Here is a 20,576-nt window from a genome sequence, read left to right as displayed (position 1 = left end):
CACGAGCAGTCATGCGGTTTCCGAGCGAAGATCGCTCCAGGCGGAGGTCGAGACATGAGCCTTGAAGTGATGCTGCCGGGTGGTGAAGCCGTTCCGGCTCTCGGGCAGGGAACCTGGAAGATGGCCGAGACGGCGAGTCGCCGGGCGCAGGAGATCGAGGCGCTCCGTCTCGGCGTCGAGCTTGGCATGACGCTCGTCGACACGGCCGAAATGTATGGCGAGGGCGCCGCCGAGGAACTCGTTGCGGAGGCGCTCGCCGGGCAACGCGACCGGCTCTTCCTCGTGAGCAAGGTCTATCCTCACAATGCGAGCCGCCAGGGCGTGCTGCAGGCCTGCGAGCGCAGCCTCAGGCGTTTGAAGACGGACCGGTTGGATCTCTACCTCCTGCATTGGCGCGGCGGCGTGCCGTTGGAGGAAACCGTTGCCGGATTCGAGGAGCTTCGCCGTGCCGGGAAGATCCGTCACTGGGGCGTCAGCAACTTCGACACCGAAGACATGGAGGAGCTGCTCGCGATTCCGGAGGGGGCAAACTGCACCACCAATCAGGTGCTTTACAACATGAGCCGGAGAGGGCCGGAATTCGATCTCATCCCCTGGATGCAAGAGCATCAAATGCCGCTCATGGCCTACAGCCCGATCGAACAGGGCAGGCTCCCACGCAGCCAAGTCCTGGAGAATATCAGGAAGAAACATGGCGCGAGCCTGTTCCAGATCGCCCTGGCCTGGCTTCTGCGGAGGCCTGACGTGATCGCGATTCCGAAGGCCTCGAGCGTGGATCACGTGCGGGACAATCACCGAGCGCTTGAGATCCAGCTTGATCGGGAGGATCTTGAGGCCATTGATTCAGAGTTTCCTCCGCCCCGGCGCAAGCGCCCGCTCGAAATGATCTGACCCGTTGCGAAACTGCAGGACACGACAAGCCCATGACCTTCACCCGAGCCGATGCACTCGCCGTTGCGGAGATCCTCAGGACGGCGGCTCAAGCCGAGATCCTGCCGCGGTTCCGGAACCTGTCGGCCGACGCGATCAGGACCAAGTCCTCGCAGCTTGACCTCGTGACGGATGCGGACGAGGCGGCCGAGCGCGCCATCGAGGCCGAGCTCCTGCGCCGGTTTTCGGGAGCGCTCGTCGTCGGCGAGGAAGGCGTCAGCCGGGATGCGAGCCTGCTCGACGGTCTTGGGCAAGCCGAACTCGCCTTCATTCTCGATCCCGTCGACGGCACGCTGAACTTTGCCTCGGGCCTTCCGCTCTTCGGCGTGATGGCGGCTGGTCTGATCAGGGGCGAGATTGTCTGCGGCGTGATCCTGGATCCGATTTCCGACGATTGGTCCATGGCCGTTCGTGGCGAGGGCGCGTGGATTCAGCGCACCGACGGCAGCACCAGTCCGCTCCAGGTTGCCGCGCAGGCACCCCTGTCGCAGATGGCAGGCAATGTCTCGTGGCGCTACCTGCCGGAAGACCTTCGCCCCGTGGTGACGGCCAATCTGCCCAAAGTCGCCATGGCGGCGGACCTGCGCTGCGCGGCGCATACCTATCGCCAGACCGCCGCCGGTCACATGCACTTCTCGTTCTCGTCGAGCGTGATGCCGTGGGACCATGCGGCCGGCTGGCTGATTCATCGCGAGGCCGGCGGTTACACGGCGCATTTCGACGGTTCGCCCTACCGCCCGGTCAATCGCGGCGGCGGTCTCATCAGCGCGCCGGACCAGGAAAGCTGGAAAGCGATCCGTGATGCGCTGCTTCCTCAGGCCTGATCCTTCTTGAGGTAATTGTAGACGGTAGCGCGCCCCAGGCCCAACACGCGCGAGATATAGGCGGCCGCATTGCGCCCTCCGAAGGCGCCGTCACCGGCAAGATCGGTGACGAGCCGCTGCTTCTGCGCGCGGCTCATCTCGGCGATGGTTAGCCCGCGTTCGCGGGTCCAGGACTGGATGTATTCGTTGATGCGTTCGTGCCAGTCTTCCTTGAACAGCGAAGCCGGCTTCTCGGGCGATTGAGGCACGGCGACGAGCGCGGTCAGCGTCTGCATGACGGCATGGAAATGCGAGACGTCCACATTGATGCAGAGAATGCCGATGGCCCTTTCATGCACACGCAATACGGCGCTGACCGACTTGATGCGCCGCCCGTCCCAATTCACCTTCTCGTAAGGCCCGATGATGATGTCGGTCGGCTTGAAGTCGATCTCGTGCAGAAGCGATGGCTCGCCGAGTTCGCGCTTCGAGAACGGATTGGAGAGGTGCACCACGGTCTCGGTCGAAAGATCGTGGAGCACCACTTCCGCATAAGGCTGGAAGAGCAGGGCGATGGCGTCGCAGACAGGCGCATAGCTCGCCAGTTCAGGCGAGAGCGCCGCCTTCGCCGCGGCTTTGCGCGCGCGGCTCATGCAGCCTGCGCACGCACGAAGGCGGCAAGCCGTTCCAATCCCGCTTCCAGATGGTGGGCGGGAGCGCCGATGCCGACCCTGATGTAACGATCCATGCCGTACACATCGCCAGGGAGAAGCATAATGCCGCGCTCCTCGCGCAGGCGATGCACCAGCTCGGTCGAGTTCATCGGCGTGGCATAGCGGATGAAGGCCATGCCGCCGGCCTTGGGAGGCACGAAGGAGAAGAGGTCGCCGTTGGCGTCGATCCAGCGCTGCAGCAGGGCGAGGTTCTCGCGCAGGATGCGCTTGCTGCGGGAGAGGATTTCCTGTCGCTTGGCCGGCTGCACGGCGATCTCCGCCACGAACTCGCTCACCGCGCCCGTCGTGATCGAGGTGTAGTCCTTGCGCTGCCAGGACGTGTAGATCTCCTCGACCGGGCCGACGAGCCAGCCGATGCGCAGGCCGGGAAGCGCCATCGCCTTCGACAGCCCGCTCGTGATGATGGCTTTCTCGTAGAGATCCGCGAAGCTCGGAGGCTCATCCTGATCGAGTTCGGCGCCCTTATAGACTTCGTCCGCATGGAGATAAATGCCGTGCTCCCGGGCGATGGCCACGAGTCCGTCCATCGTCTCGCGCGACAGGACGGCGCCGGTCGGGTTGTTGGGGTTGCAGATTGTCATCATCTTCGTGCGGCTCGTGACGGCCTTGCGCACATCGTCGAGATCCGGCGTCCACCCGAGTTCCTCGCGCAGCAGGACCTCCTTGACGGTCACGCCGATGGCCCGGGCCAGGCCCCAGATCTGCAGGTAGTTTGGCACGAAGACGACAAGTTCGTCTCCAGGCTCGAGAAGCGACATCACGAGAAGAAAATTAGCCTCGGCCGAGCCGTTGGTGACCATCACGTGGTCCGGATTACGGTTGGGATGCAGATTGGCGATGGCCCGCCGCAATTCAACGCGGCCGTTGGTCCAGCCATAGCCGAGTTCGACGTCGAGCACCTGGCTCTGCTGTTCGGGCGTCAGAAGCTCACGCAGGGAGTAGGGATGCACGCCGCTGTCGGACAGGTTGTACTCAACCGTGTTCTCATAGAGCGATTGAATGCGCTCGAGCGTGAACTCTTCGATCTTCATGGCGATCCCCGACTTTGAAATGGTTCGCGGGGTCTTACCATCTCGAAAATAGACTTCATAGTCCAAATTGGACTTGACGGTTCAACTGTGTGCCTGCCATGGTCCGCCCCTGCCGCTCGCCCGGCAACGCAGTGGCGCGGCCGTTCTCTATGCTTACCTCGACCCCATTTCCGGATTGGAGCATTTGGGTGCAGTTCGATACCTTCCTGATGGAGCGGAGCCAGACGCTGTTCGAGAACGGCGTCGAGATCAACCTGACCGAGAGCGGGGTGCATCCCTGCACCATCGAAGAAATCCTGCCGGCGGACGCGGCTCAGGCGCTTCTGCGCCAGCCGCTCGGCTATGGCTGGACGGACGGGCGCCCGGATCTCAGGAACGCTATCGCCAACTGGTACCCGGGCGCGGCCGCGTCGAACGTGCTGGTGACGAACGGCTCTTCCGAGGCGACGATGATCACCCTGATGGCGATGATCGATCCCGGCGACAAGGTGCTCTTCGCGGTTCCCAACTTCATGCAGGTGGACGGTCTCGGGCGCGCGCTCGGCATGAACGTCCAGCGCCTTCCGCTGTTGGCCGACCAGGGCTGGCAGGTCGATCCTGTGGCCCTGGCGGAGGCGACGGATGGCGTGAAGCTGATTGCGATCACCAATCCCGGCAACCCTACGGGTGCCGTCCTGTCGCGCAGGAGCCGCGAGGCGCTGCTCGGCGCCGCACAGGACGCTGGTGCCTGGCTTCTGGTCGATGAAATCTATCGCGGCGGCGAGATCGACGGAGCGGAGACGGAAACCTTCTATGGAGAGTATCCGCGCGTCATCGTCACGAGCAGCCTGTCGAAATCCTTCGCATGTCCGGGCTTGCGTCTCGGCTGGATCGTCGGACCCGAAGAGGTGATCGAGGCGGCCGCCGAGAGGCAGGATTACACGACCATCGGCAGCGGGATTCTGAGCCAGATCCTCGGAGCGTCCGTCATGGAGGCGAAGAACCGCGAGCGCATCCTTGCGCGGGGGCGAGCCCTGTTGCGCGAGAATGCCGACATCGTCGAGCGCTGGGTCGAGAAGCGGAACCGTTGGTCCTGGCAGCGCCCCGCTGCCGGCGGCATGGCCTTTCTCCGCTACGATTTCGAAATGTCGTCCGAGGATCTGTCGAACCGGCTGCGGGAAGAGGAGAGCGTCTTCGTCGTTGCCGGAAGCTGGTTCGGAATCGAGAACCACATCCGCATCGGCATCGGCGTGAAGACCGAGCATCTGGTGGAAGGATTGGCCCGCCTCGACACTTTCCTGTCCCGGCACGGCATTGCCTAAGGCGCAACCGATGCTGCCGCAAGAGAATCTGCTGCGAGCGCGCGAAGATCTGAGGCACCTCGTCGAGATCCCGTCCGTGAGTGCGCGCGGAGAATGTCTGTCTCAGTGTGCCCGTGCGGTGCACGACCTGCTGGCACAATCCGGTTTCGAGGCGGAGATCTGTGCCGGGGAGATCGGCCCCTTCGTCGTCGGTGAGACCGGCGACGGTCCTCTGACCGTCATCGTGTACAACCATTACGATGTGCAGCCCGAGGAGCCGGTTTCCTTGTGGCACAGTCCTCCGTTCGAACTCAGCGAGCGCGACGGACGCTGGTATGGACGCGGCGTTGCCGACGACAAGGGCGAATTCGTCAGCCGCCTCGAAGGCTGGCGTCTGTTTCGCGAGCGACATCCCGGACCATTGCCCTTCAGGCTCATCTGGCTCGTCGACGGCGAGGAGGAGATCGGCAGTCCGTCGCTCGAGGCGTTCCTGAAAGCCCGGTTCTCAGGCGTGCAGGCCGAGATCTGCTGGTGGGAATATGGAGAGATCGATTCGAGCGGCCGCCCCATCATCCTCTGCGGCTTCAAAGGCGTGATGGCCGTCGAGCTGCGCTGCAGGACGGCCAGGGCCGATCTCCATTCAAGCCTGGGAGCGGTGTTCGACAATCCGCTCTGGCGGCTCGCAGCCGCGATCGCTTCCTTGCGTGACAAGAGCGGCCGCGTGCTGATCGACGGATTCTACGACACGATCCGGCAGCCCGCGCAGCAGGAGCGGGATCTCGCCGGCGAACCTCCGTTCTCGTTCGACAGCCTGGTCCAGGCCACGGGCGGACAGCGGATTCTGGACGGCATCGACGCGGCCAATTTCTACGAGGCGATGAACTTCGCGCCGTGCATGAACGTCAACGGCTTCTCCGGCGGCTATGCGGGCGAGGGCGCCAAGACGGTGCTGCCGTCCGAGGGTTCCGTCAAGATCGATTTTCGCCTCGTGCCCGACCAGGATCCGCAGCAGGTCGTCAGCCTTCTTCGCGCCCATCTCGACCGGCACGGTTTCGAGGATATCGAGCTGATCGTCCACGATGCCAATGTGAGACCCGTACGTTCAGCGACGGATCACTGGTTCATTCAGGATGCGAGAGAGCTTCTGGAGCGGCATTTCGGACAACCTGTCATCGTGCAGCCGAGTTCGCCCGCCTCCGGCACGTCGCACCCCTTCGTCGAGCAACTCGGCGCAAGCATCGTCGGCATCGGCATCACCCATCACGGGGCCATGCTCCACTCCCCGAACGAGAACATCATCGTCGAGCAGTTCGAGGCGATGATCACCTGCTCCGCTGCGCTCTTTCAGAGGCTTTCGGAACGCGCGAGCGGCATCAGGTCGCGTGAGACTTCTCCGATGAAAGGAGATACGCCATGAACAGCATCGTTTTCGAGTCTGCGGCGCGGTCGGTTCAAGCGCGTCGGCGCATCCGTCCGCATATCTTCGAGACTCCCCTGCTGCCATCCCGCAGGATCGGCCATGAGACAGGATCGTCCGTTTCCTTCAAGGCCGAGAATTTTCAGCTCACGGGCTCGTTCAAGATCCGGGGAGCCGCGAGCAAGATGACGGCGCTCGGACTCGACAGCGCGGTCATCACCGCGTCGTCCGGCAACCACGGCATCGCATCGGCGCAGGCCGCCAGTTCCATCGGCCAGGCTTTGACCGTCGTGCTGCCTGAAAACGTCGCCCAGGCGAAGCTCGAGCGGATCCGTTCGTACAACGTCGATGTGATCCTGCATGGCGCGGAAAGCGGTCTCGCGGAACTTCATGCCCAGCAGGAGGCCGCTTCGCGCGGTCTCGTCTATGTCTCGCCCTACAACGATCCCGAGATCGTGGCCGGGCAGGGGACCATAGGGCTGGAGTTGTTGGAGCAGGCCGAGAGCATCGACAATGTGTTCATCGCCATGGGCGGCGGTGGACTGATCGGCGGCATCGGCTCCGTGCTCAAGAGCTTCAGTCCGCAAACGCGGGTCTTCGGCGTGGCGGCTCGGAATTCGGCCGCGCTTGCGGCGTCGATTGCGGCGGGCCGCGTGGTCGAGACCGAGCATCTCGATACGCTGGCCGACGGCGTTGCCGGCGGCATGGACGAGGACAGCATGACCCTGCCGCTGGCCATGTCCGTCATCGACGAGATCGTGACATGCACGGAGGCCGAGATTGCCGGCGCTCTCAAGGATCTGGCCTTCAAGGAAAACCAGATCGTCGAGGGTGCAGCGGCTCTCGCTCTGGCTGGATTCCTCAAGGTTGCCGAAAGCTGCAAGGGACAGAAGAACGTCGTCGTACTCTGCGGCGCCAATTTCGACCGCGACAAGATCTTCTCTCTCCTGAATAGTTAGGTCTCGACCCCATGGTGACTGCATCGTCCATCACATTTCTCGATCTTCCGCAGATCGAGGAGCGCCTGAAAGGTCTCGATCCAGTCGCCCTCATGGAGAGCGCCTTCGCAGCGTTCTCCCGCGGCGAGGCCGTGGTGCCGGCACCGGGTGAATTGCTCCTCAACGACCCGCCGGGAGAGGTGCATATCAAGTACGGATATCTGACCGGCGGCGATACCTATGTGATCAAGATCGCCTCCGGGTTCTGGAACAATCCCGCACGAGGACTGAGCAGCAGCGACGGATTGCTGCTCGTTTTCAAGAAGGACACGGGAGAGCTGGCAGCAGTGCTGAATGATCGCGGACGGCTGACGGATCTTCGCACGGCCGCCGCCGGTGCGGTCGCCGCGAAGCATCTCGCGCCCGAGAGGGTGGATGCCTTCGGCGTTCTCGGCTGCGGCATCCAGGCGGAGCTGCAGGTGCAGTTGCTGCAATCCGTCCGTCCCTGCCGCAATATCGTGGTCTGGGGGCGTAATCCCGAACGGGTATCGGCCTATGCACGGCGAATGGAGGAGAAGGACTTCGCTGTCGAGGTCGTGTCGTCTCCGTCAGACGTGGCTTCGCGCTGCCGGTTGATCGTCACGGCGACCGCAAGCCCGTCGCCGCTGCTGCAATGGGGCGATCTTCATCCGGGCACCCATATCACCGCCATCGGGGCCGATAGCGCCGACAAGCAGGAACTGGATGCCGCCATCATCCGCAAGGCCGATATCGTCGTGACGGACAGCAGGATTCAGGCCCGCTCGCGCGGCGAGTTGGGACACGCCTATGGCTCCGATGCGTCCGCCATGAATATGGTGGTGGAGATCGGCGAGATCATCATGGGCATGGCGAAAGGGCGTGAGGCTGCGGACCAGATCACCGTCTCGACATTCTCAGGACTGGCCGTTCAGGACATCGCCATGGCATCGGCCGTTCTGAAGCGGCCCTGACGCAGATGGCGTCGATCATGACGTCCGTTCGATGCGGGCGATCAGGGTGTCGATCTCAGAAACCGTCGTGAGGCGGCGCTTGCATATCCTGTCGAGGTACCAGGCTCTGCCGATGCTGAAACCGAGAAACGGCAAAGCCCAGGGAAGACTGACGGCGTTCAGGAGAACCAGCCCGAGGAACGACAGGGACAGGATCCAGGATTCGATCCGCCCGAAGCCTTCGGTCAGTTCATTCTTCGTAAGCAGTTGCTGCCGCTCGATCAGCAGTTGGAACCTGGCGTGCTCCATTCTCGACTTCTGCGAGACGACGGAAAGCGCACCGCGCAGGTTTTCGATTGAGCCGTTGATGTCGTCGAGGCGCGATGCTCGTTCCGGCGGATGGGGCTCGATCGGTATCGGCGTGAAGGCCGCGGTGACTTTGCGATAGAAAGCGACGAGCGCCGGCGGCCGGTTGTCCTGATCCGACTGGAGTTCGCCGCGCGGAAAGCTGTCCGTGATGTGGTTGCGGCTTCGGGCCGCGATCGTAACATCGGTGCTCCGGCCGCCCCGCTGAAAGGACATGGCGACATGCCTGGCGATTGCAACTTCGAGTGTGGCTTCGGCCCGGTCCGTCGACATCACTAGCTTCCTTCTCCTCGAAGGCAACGGACCCAAAGTGGACCTGCACCTTCGGGATTCCTCCGATGATCAACCGCCCGGCAGCACCGCGCTGGCAGTTTCCCGAAGGTGAGGGAAACGTGGTTAACAGATGGTTACTCGGGAGCACATTCTTCGGTTGGTTAGGAGGATTCTCCATGGCTTCCCGCCTGCCTCTGGCGCTTCTCAGCGCTGTTCGTCCGGAAGCATTCCGGCGAGATCCTGCAGGAACTTGATCGACGCGGGCGGGCGGCCCTCCTGTTCGGCGATCTTGATGATGTTGTTCAGGATATGGGCGATTTCGCTCAGCTTGGCGACACGCCCTGCCGATAGGACGTGGAAAAAGGTCGAGAAGGCGACCGCGATGGCTTGATCGTGTTCCTCGAGCCTGCGGCATTGCTCCTTGAGCGCCTTGATGTCCCTTTCCTGTGCCGAGACGATCTCGACCAGGGTCAGCATCTGTTCGGCCAGGGTATCCACGGAAGCGTTCATATCGATTGAGCGTCCCAAGTCTTCGATGTCTGAGCGGGGCGGAGGAGCGAAGTCGTCGGCGACGTGAAGCCGAAGCGACGCGCTGACGGAGTCGAGCGTGGATGATAAGCGATCCGGTTCGTCCGGGCGAGCATAGACCTTCGTGGAAGCCGGTCGGCCACGCGCGGCCGGGGAATCATCCCTGCCGATCCCGGGCAAACCTGTCGCGCGGGTGAGCCTGGACATCATCTGCCGCAGGAAACCGCGCAACTTAACTCGAACCTCGGAAATCACGGTGTCACGCCTGCTCCGCCAACCTGCGCTCTGGTCTTCCGGGGAGGAAGGCACCCCTGACGGTAGCATGCCTTCGGCGCGAGTGCTTCAGGAAGCTCTCTGTGGATCAACCGTTTGCGTAGAGCAGCCGTGCCCGGATCGTCCCTTCCAGAGCGCGGATCTCGTTGAGCGTTGCCCGGCTTTGACCCGGCAACCCTTCCGCCTCGATCACGACATAGCCGATCTCGCCGTCCGTCTGCAGATGCTGGCCCGTGATGTTGAGGCCGCGCTGCGAGAAGACGTTGTTGAGGCGCCCGAGAATGCCGGGCACGTTCCGATGCACATGGATGTAGCGTGTTCCCGTCGCGCGGGAGGTGAGCTGGACCTGCGGAAAGTTGACGGCTCCGACGGTCGTGCCGACATCGGAATACTCGACCAGCTTCTTCGCAACCTCTGCGCCGATCCGCTCCTGAGCCTCTTCGGTCGATCCGCCAATATGGGGTGTCAGAATAACGTTGGGCAGACCCTGCAGCGGCGTGACGAACGGCTCCTTGTTGGAGGCTGGCTCGACCGGGAACACGTCGACGGCGGCGCCACGCAGGTGGCCGCTCCGGAGCGCCTCGGCCAAAGCATCGAGATCGACCACGGTGCCGCGGCTGTTGTTGATGAGATACGCCCCCTTCTTCATTGCGGCGATCTCGGCCTTGCCGATCATGCCATGAGTGGCCGGTGTCTCGGGAACGTGCAGGCTGACCACATCGCTCTGGCCTAACAGGGCGTGCAGGCTGTCGGCAGGCTCGGTGTTGCCGTGGCGGAGCTTGTCGGTCTGGTCGAAGAAGATGACCCGCATGCCCATGGCCTCGGCCAGGTAGGAAAGCTGCGAGCCGATATTACCGTAGCCGACGATGCCGAGGGTCTTTCCGCGAACCTCGTGGCTGTCGACAGCGGATTTATCCCATTGTCCCGCATGAGCCGCGGTGGATTTGGGGAACGTCCGCCGCAGCAGCATGACGATCTCGCCGATCACGAGTTCGGCAACGCTTCTTGTGTTGGAGAAGGGAGCGTTGAAGACGGGAATGCCCGCGTGCCGCGCGGCTTCCAGATCCACCTGATTGGTCCCGACGCTGAAGCAGCCGACGGCGATCAGCCGGTTGGCGGCCTGCAGAACCTTGCCCGTCAGTTGCGTCCGGGAGCGGATGCCCAGCAGATGGACGCCCTGCAGGGCGTCGATCAGCTCGGCCTCGTCGAGAGCCGTCCTGAGATGGGTCAGGTTGGTATAGCCGGCGCCCCTGATCAGTTCGACAGCACTGTCGTTCACGCCTTCGAGCAGCAGAACGCGGATCTTGTCTTTCTGCAGGGAGAACATCTCGGACATGTCAGCTCCAATTCGCCATGTGCGGGCATGGCATACCGTGCGGGAGCGGGCGCGCAAGCCCCTTTCGGCGCATCGCGCCCATGTGCCGGTGGGCAGGACAACTCCCACCGGAGGAGTCCGATACCCCCAATGCACCGTCTTCACCGGGCCGGTCTGGGGTATGATGAGTCAATCCGGATGCAGCGGCAGCCGGTCAAGAAGACGGGAGCCGGTGCCGGATGTACGCACGGCTCCCGTTCCTTTTCAGGGGCTCATCCCGATGCCTTTGCTGGGAAGCCTGACAGGACGGACGGTGCCGAAATCATTGCTGCCCTAGGTTCCCGGCAGGCAATCTCACGTTGCCTCGAACTCAATCGATCGGGTACCATAGGGTGTCCCTGAGAGGAGCTGCCTAAGTTTGGCAGTCGGGCCTAGGGAGAGCGCTACAATCCATCTTTTGAGTGGCATTCCAACCTGTCTGGCCTATGAATGTTGTTTCATATTGTCTATTCATGCGGCTGCTCGGCAGGTCGCTGTTCTGCAGCAACTTGGTTGCTAAGGATTGAGACTTCGAAAAACGAGATGGCGCATGCTTGCGGGCAATAAGGAAATCTATAAGCAAAAGAATGCATATGATCCGCAAAATAGTATCGGAATGGAAGTAAAATATCCTCATATGGTTTCCGATAGACGGAAAAAACTTGCTACACACCTTGACAATATCGGTCATGGATTGGTTTCTCTGCTTCCAATAGCGATGGCGGTTGCCAATCGATCCTCTCCTTTGCTTTTGGCCTGTAGCGCCTTATTCGTACTTGCTGCACGTCTTACCTCCGGGACCATCGGTCTCGATCGTTCAGCGCTCGGGAATGTACGAGCAGGCGTCCTGATCCTCGTCCTCTGCGGGATCGCCTATCCTCTGGTCTCGCTCGCCTGGGCGTTGGGACCCGCCTTGGGCTTGTTCTCCTGGGGCGAGGCGATGCTCCCCGCCGTGTCGAGCCTTATTCTGATCGTCAGCTGGCGTGCCGCCCCGCCACCGCGATGGATGGTTCGAGCCCTCGCATGGACGATGCTGATTGCCGCAGGATTGATCACGGCCGAGCTTCTGCTCAAATTTCCGGTCCGGCGGCTTCTGTCCCAGCGCGTTGATGGTTTCATTTACAACAGGCCGGTCGTGACGCTTTTGCTCCTGCTGGCACCGGTTCTCGCCCTCGTCGGTTTTCGCCGGCAACGCGCGCTCTGCCTGGCGCTGCTGTTCTTGATCGTGACCACCATCCTGATCTCGGACAGCGAGGCCGCCAAGTTCGGCCTGTTGGCGGCGGCCGGGACCTTTGCGCTGAGTTACGCCCCCTTCGTCTGGGTAAGGCGGTTCCTGACGGTCGTCCTTCTCGGACTGATCTGGATGCAGCCCTTCTTCGGGAACGTCATGAGAAACGTGCCCGACCGCGTGATCGAGGCTACGAAGGCGGGGCACTCGCGGGAGCGTATTGCCCTGTGGCAGGCCTTCAGCGACGTCACCCACCATTACCCGGTCCTTGGAACAGGCTTCGGATCCTCGCCCCATATGGGCGGCCACCCGGTCGCGGCGGAGATCAACCCTGCTTACCGTCAGATGCTGAAGATCGGCCATCCTCACAATGCCTTCCTGCAGGTCTGGGTCGAGCTGGGAACCGTCGGCGCCCTGCTTTTGTCGGCACTGGTCCTGTGGGTGCTGAGGCGCCTGTCGGGTGCACCAGCCAATATTCGCCGGGCGGGTCTGATGACACTCATGACGGCCGGCGCGATCGCGCTCGTCAGCCATGGCGCCTGGCAGGGATGGTGGATTGCGGCCGTTTCCCTCGCGGCCGCGCTCCTGACCGTCCGTCCGGTCCTGCCGAAACCCGTGGAGTGACGGCGGGCCATCAAAGGGGCCGCGCCTGAATTGTCAGGCTTGGCGGGATCCAACGCCCTTCGATCCGAGTTTGGCTTCAAACCAGATCGGATGAACCATCCCGGACTGCAATCGGTCGCGCGGGGAGGTTTGAGACAGGGGGGCAAGTGCCGCGGATCCTGACCTACAACGTGCACCGCTGTCTTGGGACGGACGGTCGGCTCTCCCCGTCGCGGATCGCCGACGTGATCGCCGCCTATGAGCCGGATGTGGTTGCTCTTCAGGAACTCGATGTGGGGCGCCTGCGCACGGGCGGGATCGATCAGGCCCATGCGATCGCGCAGTCGCTCGGGATGCATGTCCATTTCCATGCCAGCCTCAAGGTGCTCGAGGAGGAATATGGCAACGCCATCCTGACCCACAGGCCGTCGCAGCTCGTGAAGGCGGACGCGCTTCCCGGGTGGGCCCGCAAGCCCGGCCTGGAGCCGAGGGGAGCACTCTGGGCCCGCATGCAGATCGGCGGCGCCGAGGTTCAGGTGATCAACACGCATCTGGGGCTGCGCCGGCATGAGCGCCTCGCCCAGATCGACACCTTGCTGGGCCCGCAATGGCTCGGGCATCAGGCCTGCCGGGAACCGGTGATTCTCGTCGGCGATCTCAACGCCACGCCCCGCTCCAGGGCCTACCGGCGCTTGGCCTCGCACCTGTGGGACGCGCAGGCGCAGCTTCCGCTGCCGCGCCCCAAGGCAACCTTCCCCTCCTGCCTGCCGATGCTGCGCATCGACCATGTCTTCGTCAGCCGCTCGGTGCGCGTCCTGCGGGTCGAGACCGTGCGTACGCCTCTTGCTCGCGTCGCGTCGGATCACCTGCCGCTCCTGGTCGAGTTCCAGGTCGCTCAAGGCAAGGAGCATCGGCCCACCTTTGCCCATGCACAGGAATAACAATGTCCTGAAGCGTCCGACGGATCACACGGCGCTCCACCGCGTTTAGCCCCACGGAGCGGAGCCGTTTCAGTGACGGCTCGAGCAGGTCGAGGAGAGCGGATGCGGAACTGGAAATACGTGATTGCTGCGACGGCTATTGGCCTTGCGGCTTTTCTTCTCTACCGCACCCTCAGCCGCTACAGCCTGGACCAGCTGATCGCCGCCGTGGCGGCCGTGCCCGTGCCGAGGCTCCTGGGCGCGGCGGGTTTCGCCGCCGCGAGCTACCTGTGCCTGAGCTTCTTCGATTATCTGGCCCTGCATTACGTCAAGCGTCCGCTGCCGTATCGGAAGGCGGCTCTGGCCTCCTTCACGGCTCTTTCGCTGGGACACAATATCGGCTTGGCCGCCCTCAGCAGCGGGGCGGTCCGCTACCGCTTCTACAACCGGTGGGGTCTGAAGACCGGAGAGGTCGCCAAGGTGATCGTCTTTTGCGGCATCACCGTGGGGCTCGGGCTCCTCGTCCTGGGCGGAGCGGCCCTCCTGCTGCGCTCCGGTCTGGCGATGGAGATCACGGGGCTCACCCGGCCGGCCGTGCTCGCCCTCGGGACCGGCTGCCTTGCGCTTCCCGCCCTGTACCTCGTCCTGTCGGCTTTCCTTCGGAAGCCCCTGACCATCAGGCGCTGGTCGCTCGAAATGCCTCCCCTCAGACTCGCGATCGGGCAGGTTCTGATCGGCTCCATCAACTTCGCCTTCGTGGCGGCCTGCCTTCATCAGGCGCTCGCTGCCGTGGCCGACGTGGCTTACCTGGGCGTGGCATCGGTCTATGTGATCGCCAACGCGACGGCGCTCGTCAGCCATGTCCCCGGCGGCCTCGGTGTCATCGAGAGCGTCGTCATGTATCTGCTGCCGCAGAACGACCTGATCGGGCCGCTTCTCGTGTTCCGGTTCGTCTACTTCCTCGTGCCGCTCGTCCTGGGCAGCATCCTGTTCTCGGTCACGGAACTGGTCTACCGGCGCAAGGGCAGTGCCTATGTGACCGATGGGATCGGCGCGAAGGCGTGATGCCTATTCCTTGCGGCGCTTGAACAGGGAGAGAGGCTCGAAGGGTTCGAGCGGATCGAGGAGCCCCGTGCCGGTTGCCGGGACAGCCGGGCCGTCATCCGTCATGGCCTGAAAGGCGCGAAGGCCGCGGATGCCCGTGTTGAGCTGCTCGACGGCCGCGATGACGGATCCGTCATTGGCATCGAGAGCGCTGTCGAACGCTTCAGGAGACACGTCCAGATGTTCCGCGAGGAGGCGGTTGCGAAGCGCCACGATGGTCCGGCGCATCTCCTCCGTCGTGGCTTCGATGGCGGCGTCGCATTCGCTGTCGAGGCCGATGGAGCGGTTGTTCAGGTTCGAGGACCCGATGCGGACGAAGACGTCATCGACGATGATGAGTTTGGAATGGATCAGGACCTGGCATTCCCCGCCTTTTCCGTTGGGAATGACCGGGTAATAGACCCTCAAGCGGCCATGGCGGTCGCATTGGCGCAGGCGCCGTATCAGCCGGTCCCGATTGGTGCCCATGACCAGCTCCTCGGCCCAGCCATGGGATTCGTGGGTCTGGACAACGACGACCTCGGGACCGTCGGGATCGGCGAGACGCCTTTCGAGCACGTCGCCCACATAGGGCGCCGTCATGTATTGCGCTTCGATGTAGATCGTCTCCCTGGCGGCCGAGAGCGCATCCAGGGTGAGCGCCGCCGCCTCGTTGGCGGCGGGCTGCTCGCCCCAGGCCGGATAGGTACGCGCAATGGCGATCGGCGCATGGCGGAAATCCGGAACGAGGCCGTCAGGCCAGGGATCGGTTCCGTTCGGGGCCGGGACGAGCTCTTCACCGGTACCGAGCTTCCAGCGCCCATAGGCCACTTCGGCAATGGCGTGCGCGGCTTCGCCGTCAACGACCATTTGGAGATCGTGAACGGGCTCGTAGATGGTCCCGTCGTCCTTCAACCGGATCGGATCGTCGCAGGCATGGCGGCAGGTGTCCCAGCGCTCGACGGTCAGGTCCATGCCGCCGATGAAGGCCAGGCTGTCGTCGATGCAGACGATCTTCTGGTGATGGGCGGCATAGAGCGGGTGATGGGTGTCGAGCTTGAGCTGCAGGCGCGGATGGTTCTGCCAGTCGGCGCCGAAGATCAGCGGACCCGGCGCGCCCGGCGCATGAACGACCGCGACGCTCCACACGAGAATTCTGACCTCGAGGTCGGGTCGCTCCTCGAGGAGCGAGCGGAGCAGGGGACCCAGCGGTTGCGATTCCTCGATGCCGACGTCGGGACGCAGGCGGATGCTGCCGTCGAAATCCCACCCGACGATGAGGATCGAGCGGCGGGCGTTCCGCAGAGCGGCTTCGAGATTCGCAAAATAGGCGGCGCCGTCGATCAGCACGCTCGCCCGATCGGCCTGGGCCACGCGCCAGCAATTCTGCCCCGGACGCAGGATCGGACCCGTCGTCCGCGTCACCGCCGCCGGAACCCTGTCGAGCGCCTGCCTGCTTGTCGCTTGCTTCAAAAGTTGCACGTCAGCCACGATCATGAACGGAATATCTTGCCAACTCGGGACTGAAGCCAAGGTTCCGGGTGGAGCCAGACACGGGATCGTGCGTTGCTTTCGGGTCCGACCACGGTCACCACGCGGGACGGACGTCGTTCAACCCCCGCAAATGTAGTGAAGCCACGTGTTCGACTGGATCGTCAGCCTCATCGACAGAGCCGGGTATCTCGGCATTGCCCTTCTCATGCTGCTGGAGAATCTTTTCCCGCCGATCCCGTCCGAGGTGATCATGCCGCTGGCGGGCTTCTCCGCCGCGAAGGACACGCTCAGCTTTGCAGGCGTGGTTGCCTCTGGAACGGTCGGCTCGCTCGCCGGTGCCTATTTCTGGTTTTTGATCGGCCGCTGGCTCGGCCTGAGACGCTTGAAGCGGTTCGCCGGACGGCACGGGCGCTGGCTTACGCTCCATCCCGAGGAGATCGATCAGGCCGGAGCCTTCTTCGCGCGCCATCAGGCGGTGGCCCTTTTCCTGGGGCGGCTGGTCCCTGCCATCCGGTCCATCATCTCCGTGCCGGCCGGCGTCTATGACGTTCCGATCCGGATCTTCCTCTTCTGGAGTTCCATCGGGACCGCTCTCTGGACCCTTCTGCTGGCGAGCGCCGGATACCTGCTTCAAAGCCAGTACGAGCGCGTTTCGGAATGGCTCAATCCGGTTTCGAACATCGTCTTCGCCGGACTGGCGCTCTGGTACCTGTACAGGGTCATCCGCTTCAAGGCGCCCGAGTCCTCCTGATCGGCTGCGCTGAAAACGTCACCCGAATGCGCATCAAGTTCGGGCAAACATTTGTCGCTGATTCAGCGGGCAGCCGTTGCTATTCGCGGGAACTGCCTAATAATTTACACAGTTCATATCCCATGAACGCGTAACCTTGTGGCTTGTGGGTGAAAACAGTCCGCTCGGCGCGGCATCTGGGCAAGGCACGGCATCAGGATGAAGGGCAATCATGGACAAGCAACTCGAAGAAAGAATCCGTGAAAGGGCATATGAGCTCTGGATGCGGCACGGCAGCATTCACGGCCAAGCGGACGAATTTTGGTATCAGGCGGAGCGAGAAGTTCTCGGCGAGAGCGACGAGGTCGAGGGCACGAAGGCGCCGATCATCGACCCGGCTCCGTTGGGCATGACGAGCATGACGGCCGATGAAGAGCTCACCAGCCCGCCAGCACCGAAGACCCGAAAGAAGCGCGCTCCCGCGGCCGCTCCCGTTGTCGCGCCCGACGCGGAAGGAGGCGAGGTGCCCGTCGCTGCGCCCAAGCGCAGGCGCACGACGCGCGTGACTTGAACAGCGCATGAGTTGACACGAGCCTTCGACCCGCGCGGCCGGAGGCTCCAAAGGGGCAAGAGCAAAACTGAAGCCGGGATCAACAAGCAAGAACTTGCAGGCGGTTTCAGCGTCTATAGAGCGGGGCAGTTGGCTGCCGTTGATGTGAGGACCCGGTCTTGCCTATTTCCAGTGCTTCCTATGCGCCACTTGCACGCCATGCAATGGCTTACATTCTCGCCGGCGGACGCGGCAGCCGCCTGATGGAGTTGACCGATATTCGTGCCAAGCCCGCGGTCTATTTCGGCGGCAACACCCGGATCATCGATTTCGCCCTGTCCAACGCCCTGAATTCCGGCATCAGGCGCATCGGCGTCGCGACGCAGTACAAGGCGCACAGCCTCATCCGCCATCTTCAGCGCGGTTGGAACTTCTTCCGCGCGGAACGGAACGAGAGCTTCGACATCCTGCCGGCGAGCCAGCGCGTCTCCGAGACGATGTGGTACGAAGGCACGGCCGATGCGGTGTACCAGAACATCGACATCATCTCGAGCATCGACCCGGAATACATCATCATTCTTGCAGGCGATCACGTCTACAAGATGGATTACGAGATCATGCTCCGGCAGCACGTCGATTCAGGAGCCGACGTCACCGTCGGTTGTCTCGAAGTGCCGCGCATGGAGGCGGTCGGATTCGGCGTGATGGCCGTCGACGAGACGGACCGGATCATCTCGTTCCTGGAGAAGCCCGCCGATCCTCCGGGCATGCCGGACAAGCCCGACATGGCGCTCGCCAGCATGGGCATCTACGTCTTCAACACCCGGTTCCTGTTCGAACAACTGCGTCGCGACGCAGAAACGCCCGGCTCGAACCGGGATTTCGGCAAGGACATCATCCCTTATCTGGTCCAGCACGGAAAAGCCGTGGCCCACCGCTTTACCAGCTCCTGCGTCCGTTCGGGCGCCGAAGCCGGCGGGAGCGAAGCGGAAGCCTATTGGCGCGATGTGGGAACCGTCGACGCCTACTGGGAAGCCAACATCGATCTCACGGCCATCGTCCCGTCACTCGACCTGTACGACCGCGACTGGCCGATCTCGACCTTCTCGGAGACATGGCCACCGGCGAAGTTCGTTCACGACGAAGACGGAAGACGCGGTCATGCGATCAACTCTCTGGTCTCCAGCGGCTGCATCGTGTCGGGGGCGGCCCTGCGCCGGTCGCTCGTCTTCACGGCCGTCCATCTGCATTCCTATGCTGACGTGGAGGGCGCCGTCATTCTTCCCTTCGCGGAAATCGGCCGCGGAGCACGGCTGAAGAACGTGGTCATCGATCGCGGCGTCCATATCCCGGACGGGCTGGTGGTCGGCGATGATCCAGATTTGGATGCAAGGCGCTTCCGCCGCACCGAAAAGGGCGTGTGCCTCATCACCAAGCCGATGATCGAGAGATTAGCGGGATGAGGCCTCTGAACGTTCTGTCGGTCGCGTCGGAGGTCTTTCCCATCATCAAGACAGGCGGATTGGCCGATGTGGCCGGCGCCCTGCCGGCCGCGCTCGCCGAGGAGGGCGTGACGGTCGTCACGCTCGTGCCGGGTTATCCCGCGGTACTGAAGGCCCTGGAGAACTCGGAAGTCCTGCATCAATATCCCGGGTTCTTCGGCGGAGCCGCACGGCTTCTGTCCGGCCGGGCTGGGGGCCTCGACCTCTTCGTCATCGATGCGCCTCATCTCTTCGAACGTCCCGGCTCGCCCTATCTCGCGCCGAACGGTCGCGACTGGCCGGACAATGCCCGGCGTTTCGCAGCACTCGCCCGGGCCGCTGCCGATATCGGTCAGGGGCTTGCCCCCGGTTTCATCCCCGATGTCATTCACGCCCACGACTGGCAGGCTGGCCTCGTACCCGTTTACCTGAGCCTCACCGGCAATCCGCGTCCCGGCACCGTCATCACCATTCACAACATCGCCTTCCAGGGCATCTTTCCGGCCGATCTCATGTTCGAACTCGGCCTGCCCGCCAGCGTCTTCACGGTCGACGGCGTCGAGTATTACGGGCAGATCGGGTTTCTGAAGGCGGGCCTGCAGCTTGCGGACCGCATCACCACCGTGTCGCCGACCTATGCGAAGGAGATCCAGACACCCGAGGGGGGGATGGGGCTCGACGGATTGCTACGCGCCCGGTCGGGCGTCGTGTCCGGCATTCTCAACGGCATCGACGACGAGGTGTGGAATCCCGCGACCGACCAGCACTTGACGCTCACCTATGACCGCAACAGCCTCGAACGGCGGGCGGCCAACAAAAGGGCGCTTCAGGAAAGGTTGGGGTTGAAGCCCGATCCCGATGCGCTCCTCTTCGGTGTCGTCAGCCGCCTGTCGGAGCAGAAGGGCCTCGACCTCGTGCTCGCAGGTCTCTCACGCCTGCTCGCCGACGGCGCGCAGCTGGCTCTGCTGGGAGCAGGGGATCGCGCTCTGGAGGAGAGCTTCCAGACGGCGCGCATCGTCTATCCCGGCCAGGTCGGATGCGTGATCGGCTACGACGAGAAGCTGGCTCATCAGATTCAAGGCGGGAGCGATGCGCTTCTCGTGCCATCGCGGTTCGAGCCCTGCGGCCTGACGCAGCTCTGCGCCATGCGCTACGGGAGCATCCCGATCGTGTCGCGCGTGGGTGGATTGGCCGACACGATCATCGATGCCAACGAGATGGCCATCGCCATCGGCGCCGCGACGGGCTTCCAGTTCGGACCCGTCACTCTCAGTGCAGCCCTGGATGCGATCGACCGGGTGAAGAACCTGTGGCGCGACAGGGACGCCTGGCAGCGCCTGCAGGTGAACGGCATGGGCGCAGACCTGAGCTGGCACCGCCCGGCGAGGCAATACGCCGATTTGTATCGTGGTCTTCGCGCGTAGCGAGGGAAAAATCGGAGAATCGTGCCCTCTCACGTCATCACTGGCCTTGTGCCGGTGATCTCGCTTCTGTTGAGCGCAGCGTCTGTATCGGGATGGCCGGGACTGATCCCCGGATCAAGTCCGGGGACGGCCATGACGTCATGGGACCGGTGAGCGAATGATCCG

General features: G+C 63.3%; 19 protein-coding genes. 13 read left to right on the top strand and 6 right to left on the bottom strand.

All coding sequences use genetic code 11. The features are described from left to right. Positions 1-54 precede the first annotated feature (54 nt). Positions 55-891: an aldo/keto reductase gene (locus DDF70_RS00325; RefSeq protein WP_114942879.1), complete on the top strand. Its 837-nt coding sequence runs from the start codon at positions 55-57 to the stop codon at positions 889-891. Positions 892-923: 32 nt separating this feature from the next. Next, the gene (locus DDF70_RS00320; RefSeq protein ID WP_114942878.1) at positions 924-1,754 is read left to right on the top strand and encodes an inositol monophosphatase family protein; all 831 of its coding nucleotides are present in this window, start codon (positions 924-926) and stop codon (positions 1,752-1,754) included. On the opposite strand, the gene DDF70_RS00315 is transcribed toward DDF70_RS00320, so the two are convergent. After that, positions 1,745-2,386: a helix-turn-helix transcriptional regulator gene (locus DDF70_RS00315; RefSeq protein ID WP_114942877.1), complete on the bottom strand. Its 642-nt coding sequence runs from the start codon at positions 2,384-2,386 to the stop codon at positions 1,745-1,747. The genes DDF70_RS00320 and DDF70_RS00315 overlap by 10 nt on opposite strands. Continuing rightward, positions 2,383-3,498 (bottom strand): aminotransferase class I/II-fold pyridoxal phosphate-dependent enzyme, encoded by a 1,116-nt coding sequence (locus DDF70_RS00310; protein ID WP_114942876.1) that lies wholly within the window; start codon positions 3,496-3,498, stop codon positions 2,383-2,385. Before DDF70_RS00310 ends, DDF70_RS00315 begins: the two co-directional genes overlap by 4 nt. Positions 3,499-3,686: 188 nt before the next feature. Between DDF70_RS00310 and DDF70_RS00305 the strand changes: the two genes are divergently transcribed. From DDF70_RS00305 to DDF70_RS00290, 4 genes are read left to right on the top strand one after another with little or no spacing between them, the layout of a single operon-like run. Then, positions 3,687-4,799 (top strand): aminotransferase class I/II-fold pyridoxal phosphate-dependent enzyme, encoded by a 1,113-nt coding sequence (locus DDF70_RS00305; RefSeq protein ID WP_162820164.1) that lies wholly within the window; start codon positions 3,687-3,689, stop codon positions 4,797-4,799. A gap of 10 nt (positions 4,800-4,809) precedes the next feature. Then, positions 4,810-6,195 (top strand): M20/M25/M40 family metallo-hydrolase, encoded by a 1,386-nt coding sequence (locus DDF70_RS00300; protein WP_114942874.1) that lies wholly within the window; start codon positions 4,810-4,812, stop codon positions 6,193-6,195. Then, on the top strand, positions 6,192-7,154 hold the full coding sequence (locus DDF70_RS00295) for a pyridoxal-phosphate dependent enzyme (RefSeq protein WP_114942873.1): 963 nt from the start codon (positions 6,192-6,194) through the stop codon (positions 7,152-7,154). Before DDF70_RS00300 ends, DDF70_RS00295 begins: the two co-directional genes overlap by 4 nt. Positions 7,155-7,165: 11 nt before the next feature. Next, on the top strand, positions 7,166-8,125 hold the full coding sequence (locus tag DDF70_RS00290) for a Rossmann-fold NAD(P)-binding domain-containing protein (protein ID WP_114942872.1): 960 nt from the start codon (positions 7,166-7,168) through the stop codon (positions 8,123-8,125). Positions 8,126-8,140: 15 nt separating this feature from the next. On the opposite strand, the gene DDF70_RS00285 is transcribed toward DDF70_RS00290, so the two are convergent. The 3 genes from DDF70_RS00285 to serA form a co-directional block, all read right to left on the bottom strand. Then, positions 8,141-8,743 carry a hypothetical protein gene (locus DDF70_RS00285; RefSeq protein WP_114942871.1) on the bottom strand — a complete coding sequence of 201 codons (603 nt, stop codon included), beginning with the start codon at positions 8,741-8,743 and terminating at the stop codon, positions 8,141-8,143. A 204-nt stretch (positions 8,744-8,947) separates the two neighbouring features. Further along, positions 8,948-9,253, bottom strand: a complete 306-nt coding sequence (locus tag DDF70_RS36300; RefSeq protein WP_162820163.1) for a hypothetical protein — start codon at positions 9,251-9,253, stop codon at positions 8,948-8,950. Positions 9,254-9,632: 379 nt separating this feature from the next. Continuing rightward, positions 9,633-10,880: a phosphoglycerate dehydrogenase gene (gene serA, locus DDF70_RS00275; RefSeq protein WP_114942869.1), complete on the bottom strand. Its 1,248-nt coding sequence runs from the start codon at positions 10,878-10,880 to the stop codon at positions 9,633-9,635. Between the two features lie 931 nt (positions 10,881-11,811). Here serA and DDF70_RS00270 point away from each other — a divergent pair. The 3 genes from DDF70_RS00270 (at position 11,812) to DDF70_RS00260 (ending at position 14,714) form a co-directional block, all read left to right on the top strand. After that, complete coding sequence (locus DDF70_RS00270) at positions 11,812-12,750, top strand: O-antigen ligase family protein (RefSeq protein ID WP_162820162.1); 939 nt, start codon at positions 11,812-11,814, stop codon at positions 12,748-12,750. Between the two features lie 146 nt (positions 12,751-12,896). Further along, on the top strand, positions 12,897-13,670 hold the full coding sequence (locus DDF70_RS00265) for an endonuclease/exonuclease/phosphatase family protein (protein ID WP_114942867.1): 774 nt from the start codon (positions 12,897-12,899) through the stop codon (positions 13,668-13,670). 102 nt (positions 13,671-13,772) lie between these two features. Beyond that, positions 13,773-14,714 carry a lysylphosphatidylglycerol synthase domain-containing protein gene (locus tag DDF70_RS00260; protein WP_114942866.1) on the top strand — a complete coding sequence of 314 codons (942 nt, stop codon included), beginning with the start codon at positions 13,773-13,775 and terminating at the stop codon, positions 14,712-14,714. 3 nt (positions 14,715-14,717) lie between these two features. Here DDF70_RS00260 and DDF70_RS00255 read toward each other — a convergent pair whose 3' ends face one another. After that, the gene (locus DDF70_RS00255) at positions 14,718-16,229 is read right to left on the bottom strand and encodes a phospholipase D-like domain-containing protein (protein WP_114942865.1); all 1,512 of its coding nucleotides are present in this window, start codon (positions 16,227-16,229) and stop codon (positions 14,718-14,720) included. Positions 16,230-16,371: 142 nt separating this feature from the next. Here DDF70_RS00255 and DDF70_RS00250 point away from each other — a divergent pair, with 142 nt between their 5' ends. From DDF70_RS00250 to glgA, 4 genes are all read left to right on the top strand, one after another. Next, a complete protein-coding gene (locus DDF70_RS00250; RefSeq protein ID WP_114942864.1) occupies positions 16,372-16,977 on the top strand; it encodes a DedA family protein in 606 nt (201 codons plus the stop codon). 211 nt (positions 16,978-17,188) lie between these two features. Beyond that, entirely contained in the window at positions 17,189-17,527 is a 339-nt protein-coding gene (locus DDF70_RS38985) for a DUF2934 domain-containing protein (RefSeq protein ID WP_114942863.1), read from the top strand. A 164-nt stretch (positions 17,528-17,691) separates the two neighbouring features. Beyond that, positions 17,692-18,969 (top strand): glucose-1-phosphate adenylyltransferase, encoded by a 1,278-nt coding sequence (gene glgC, locus DDF70_RS00240; protein WP_170316016.1) that lies wholly within the window; start codon positions 17,692-17,694, stop codon positions 18,967-18,969. Then, complete coding sequence (gene glgA, locus DDF70_RS00235) at positions 18,966-20,411, top strand: glycogen synthase GlgA (protein ID WP_114942861.1); 1,446 nt, start codon at positions 18,966-18,968, stop codon at positions 20,409-20,411. Before glgC ends, glgA begins: the two co-directional genes overlap by 4 nt. Positions 20,412-20,576: the final 165 nt, after the last annotated feature.

Source organism: Microvirga calopogonii (genome assembly GCF_003347665.1).
GTDB classification, from domain to species: Bacteria; Pseudomonadota; Alphaproteobacteria; order Rhizobiales; family Beijerinckiaceae; genus Microvirga; species Microvirga calopogonii.
This window is presented reverse-complemented; position numbering and strand designations above follow the sequence as displayed.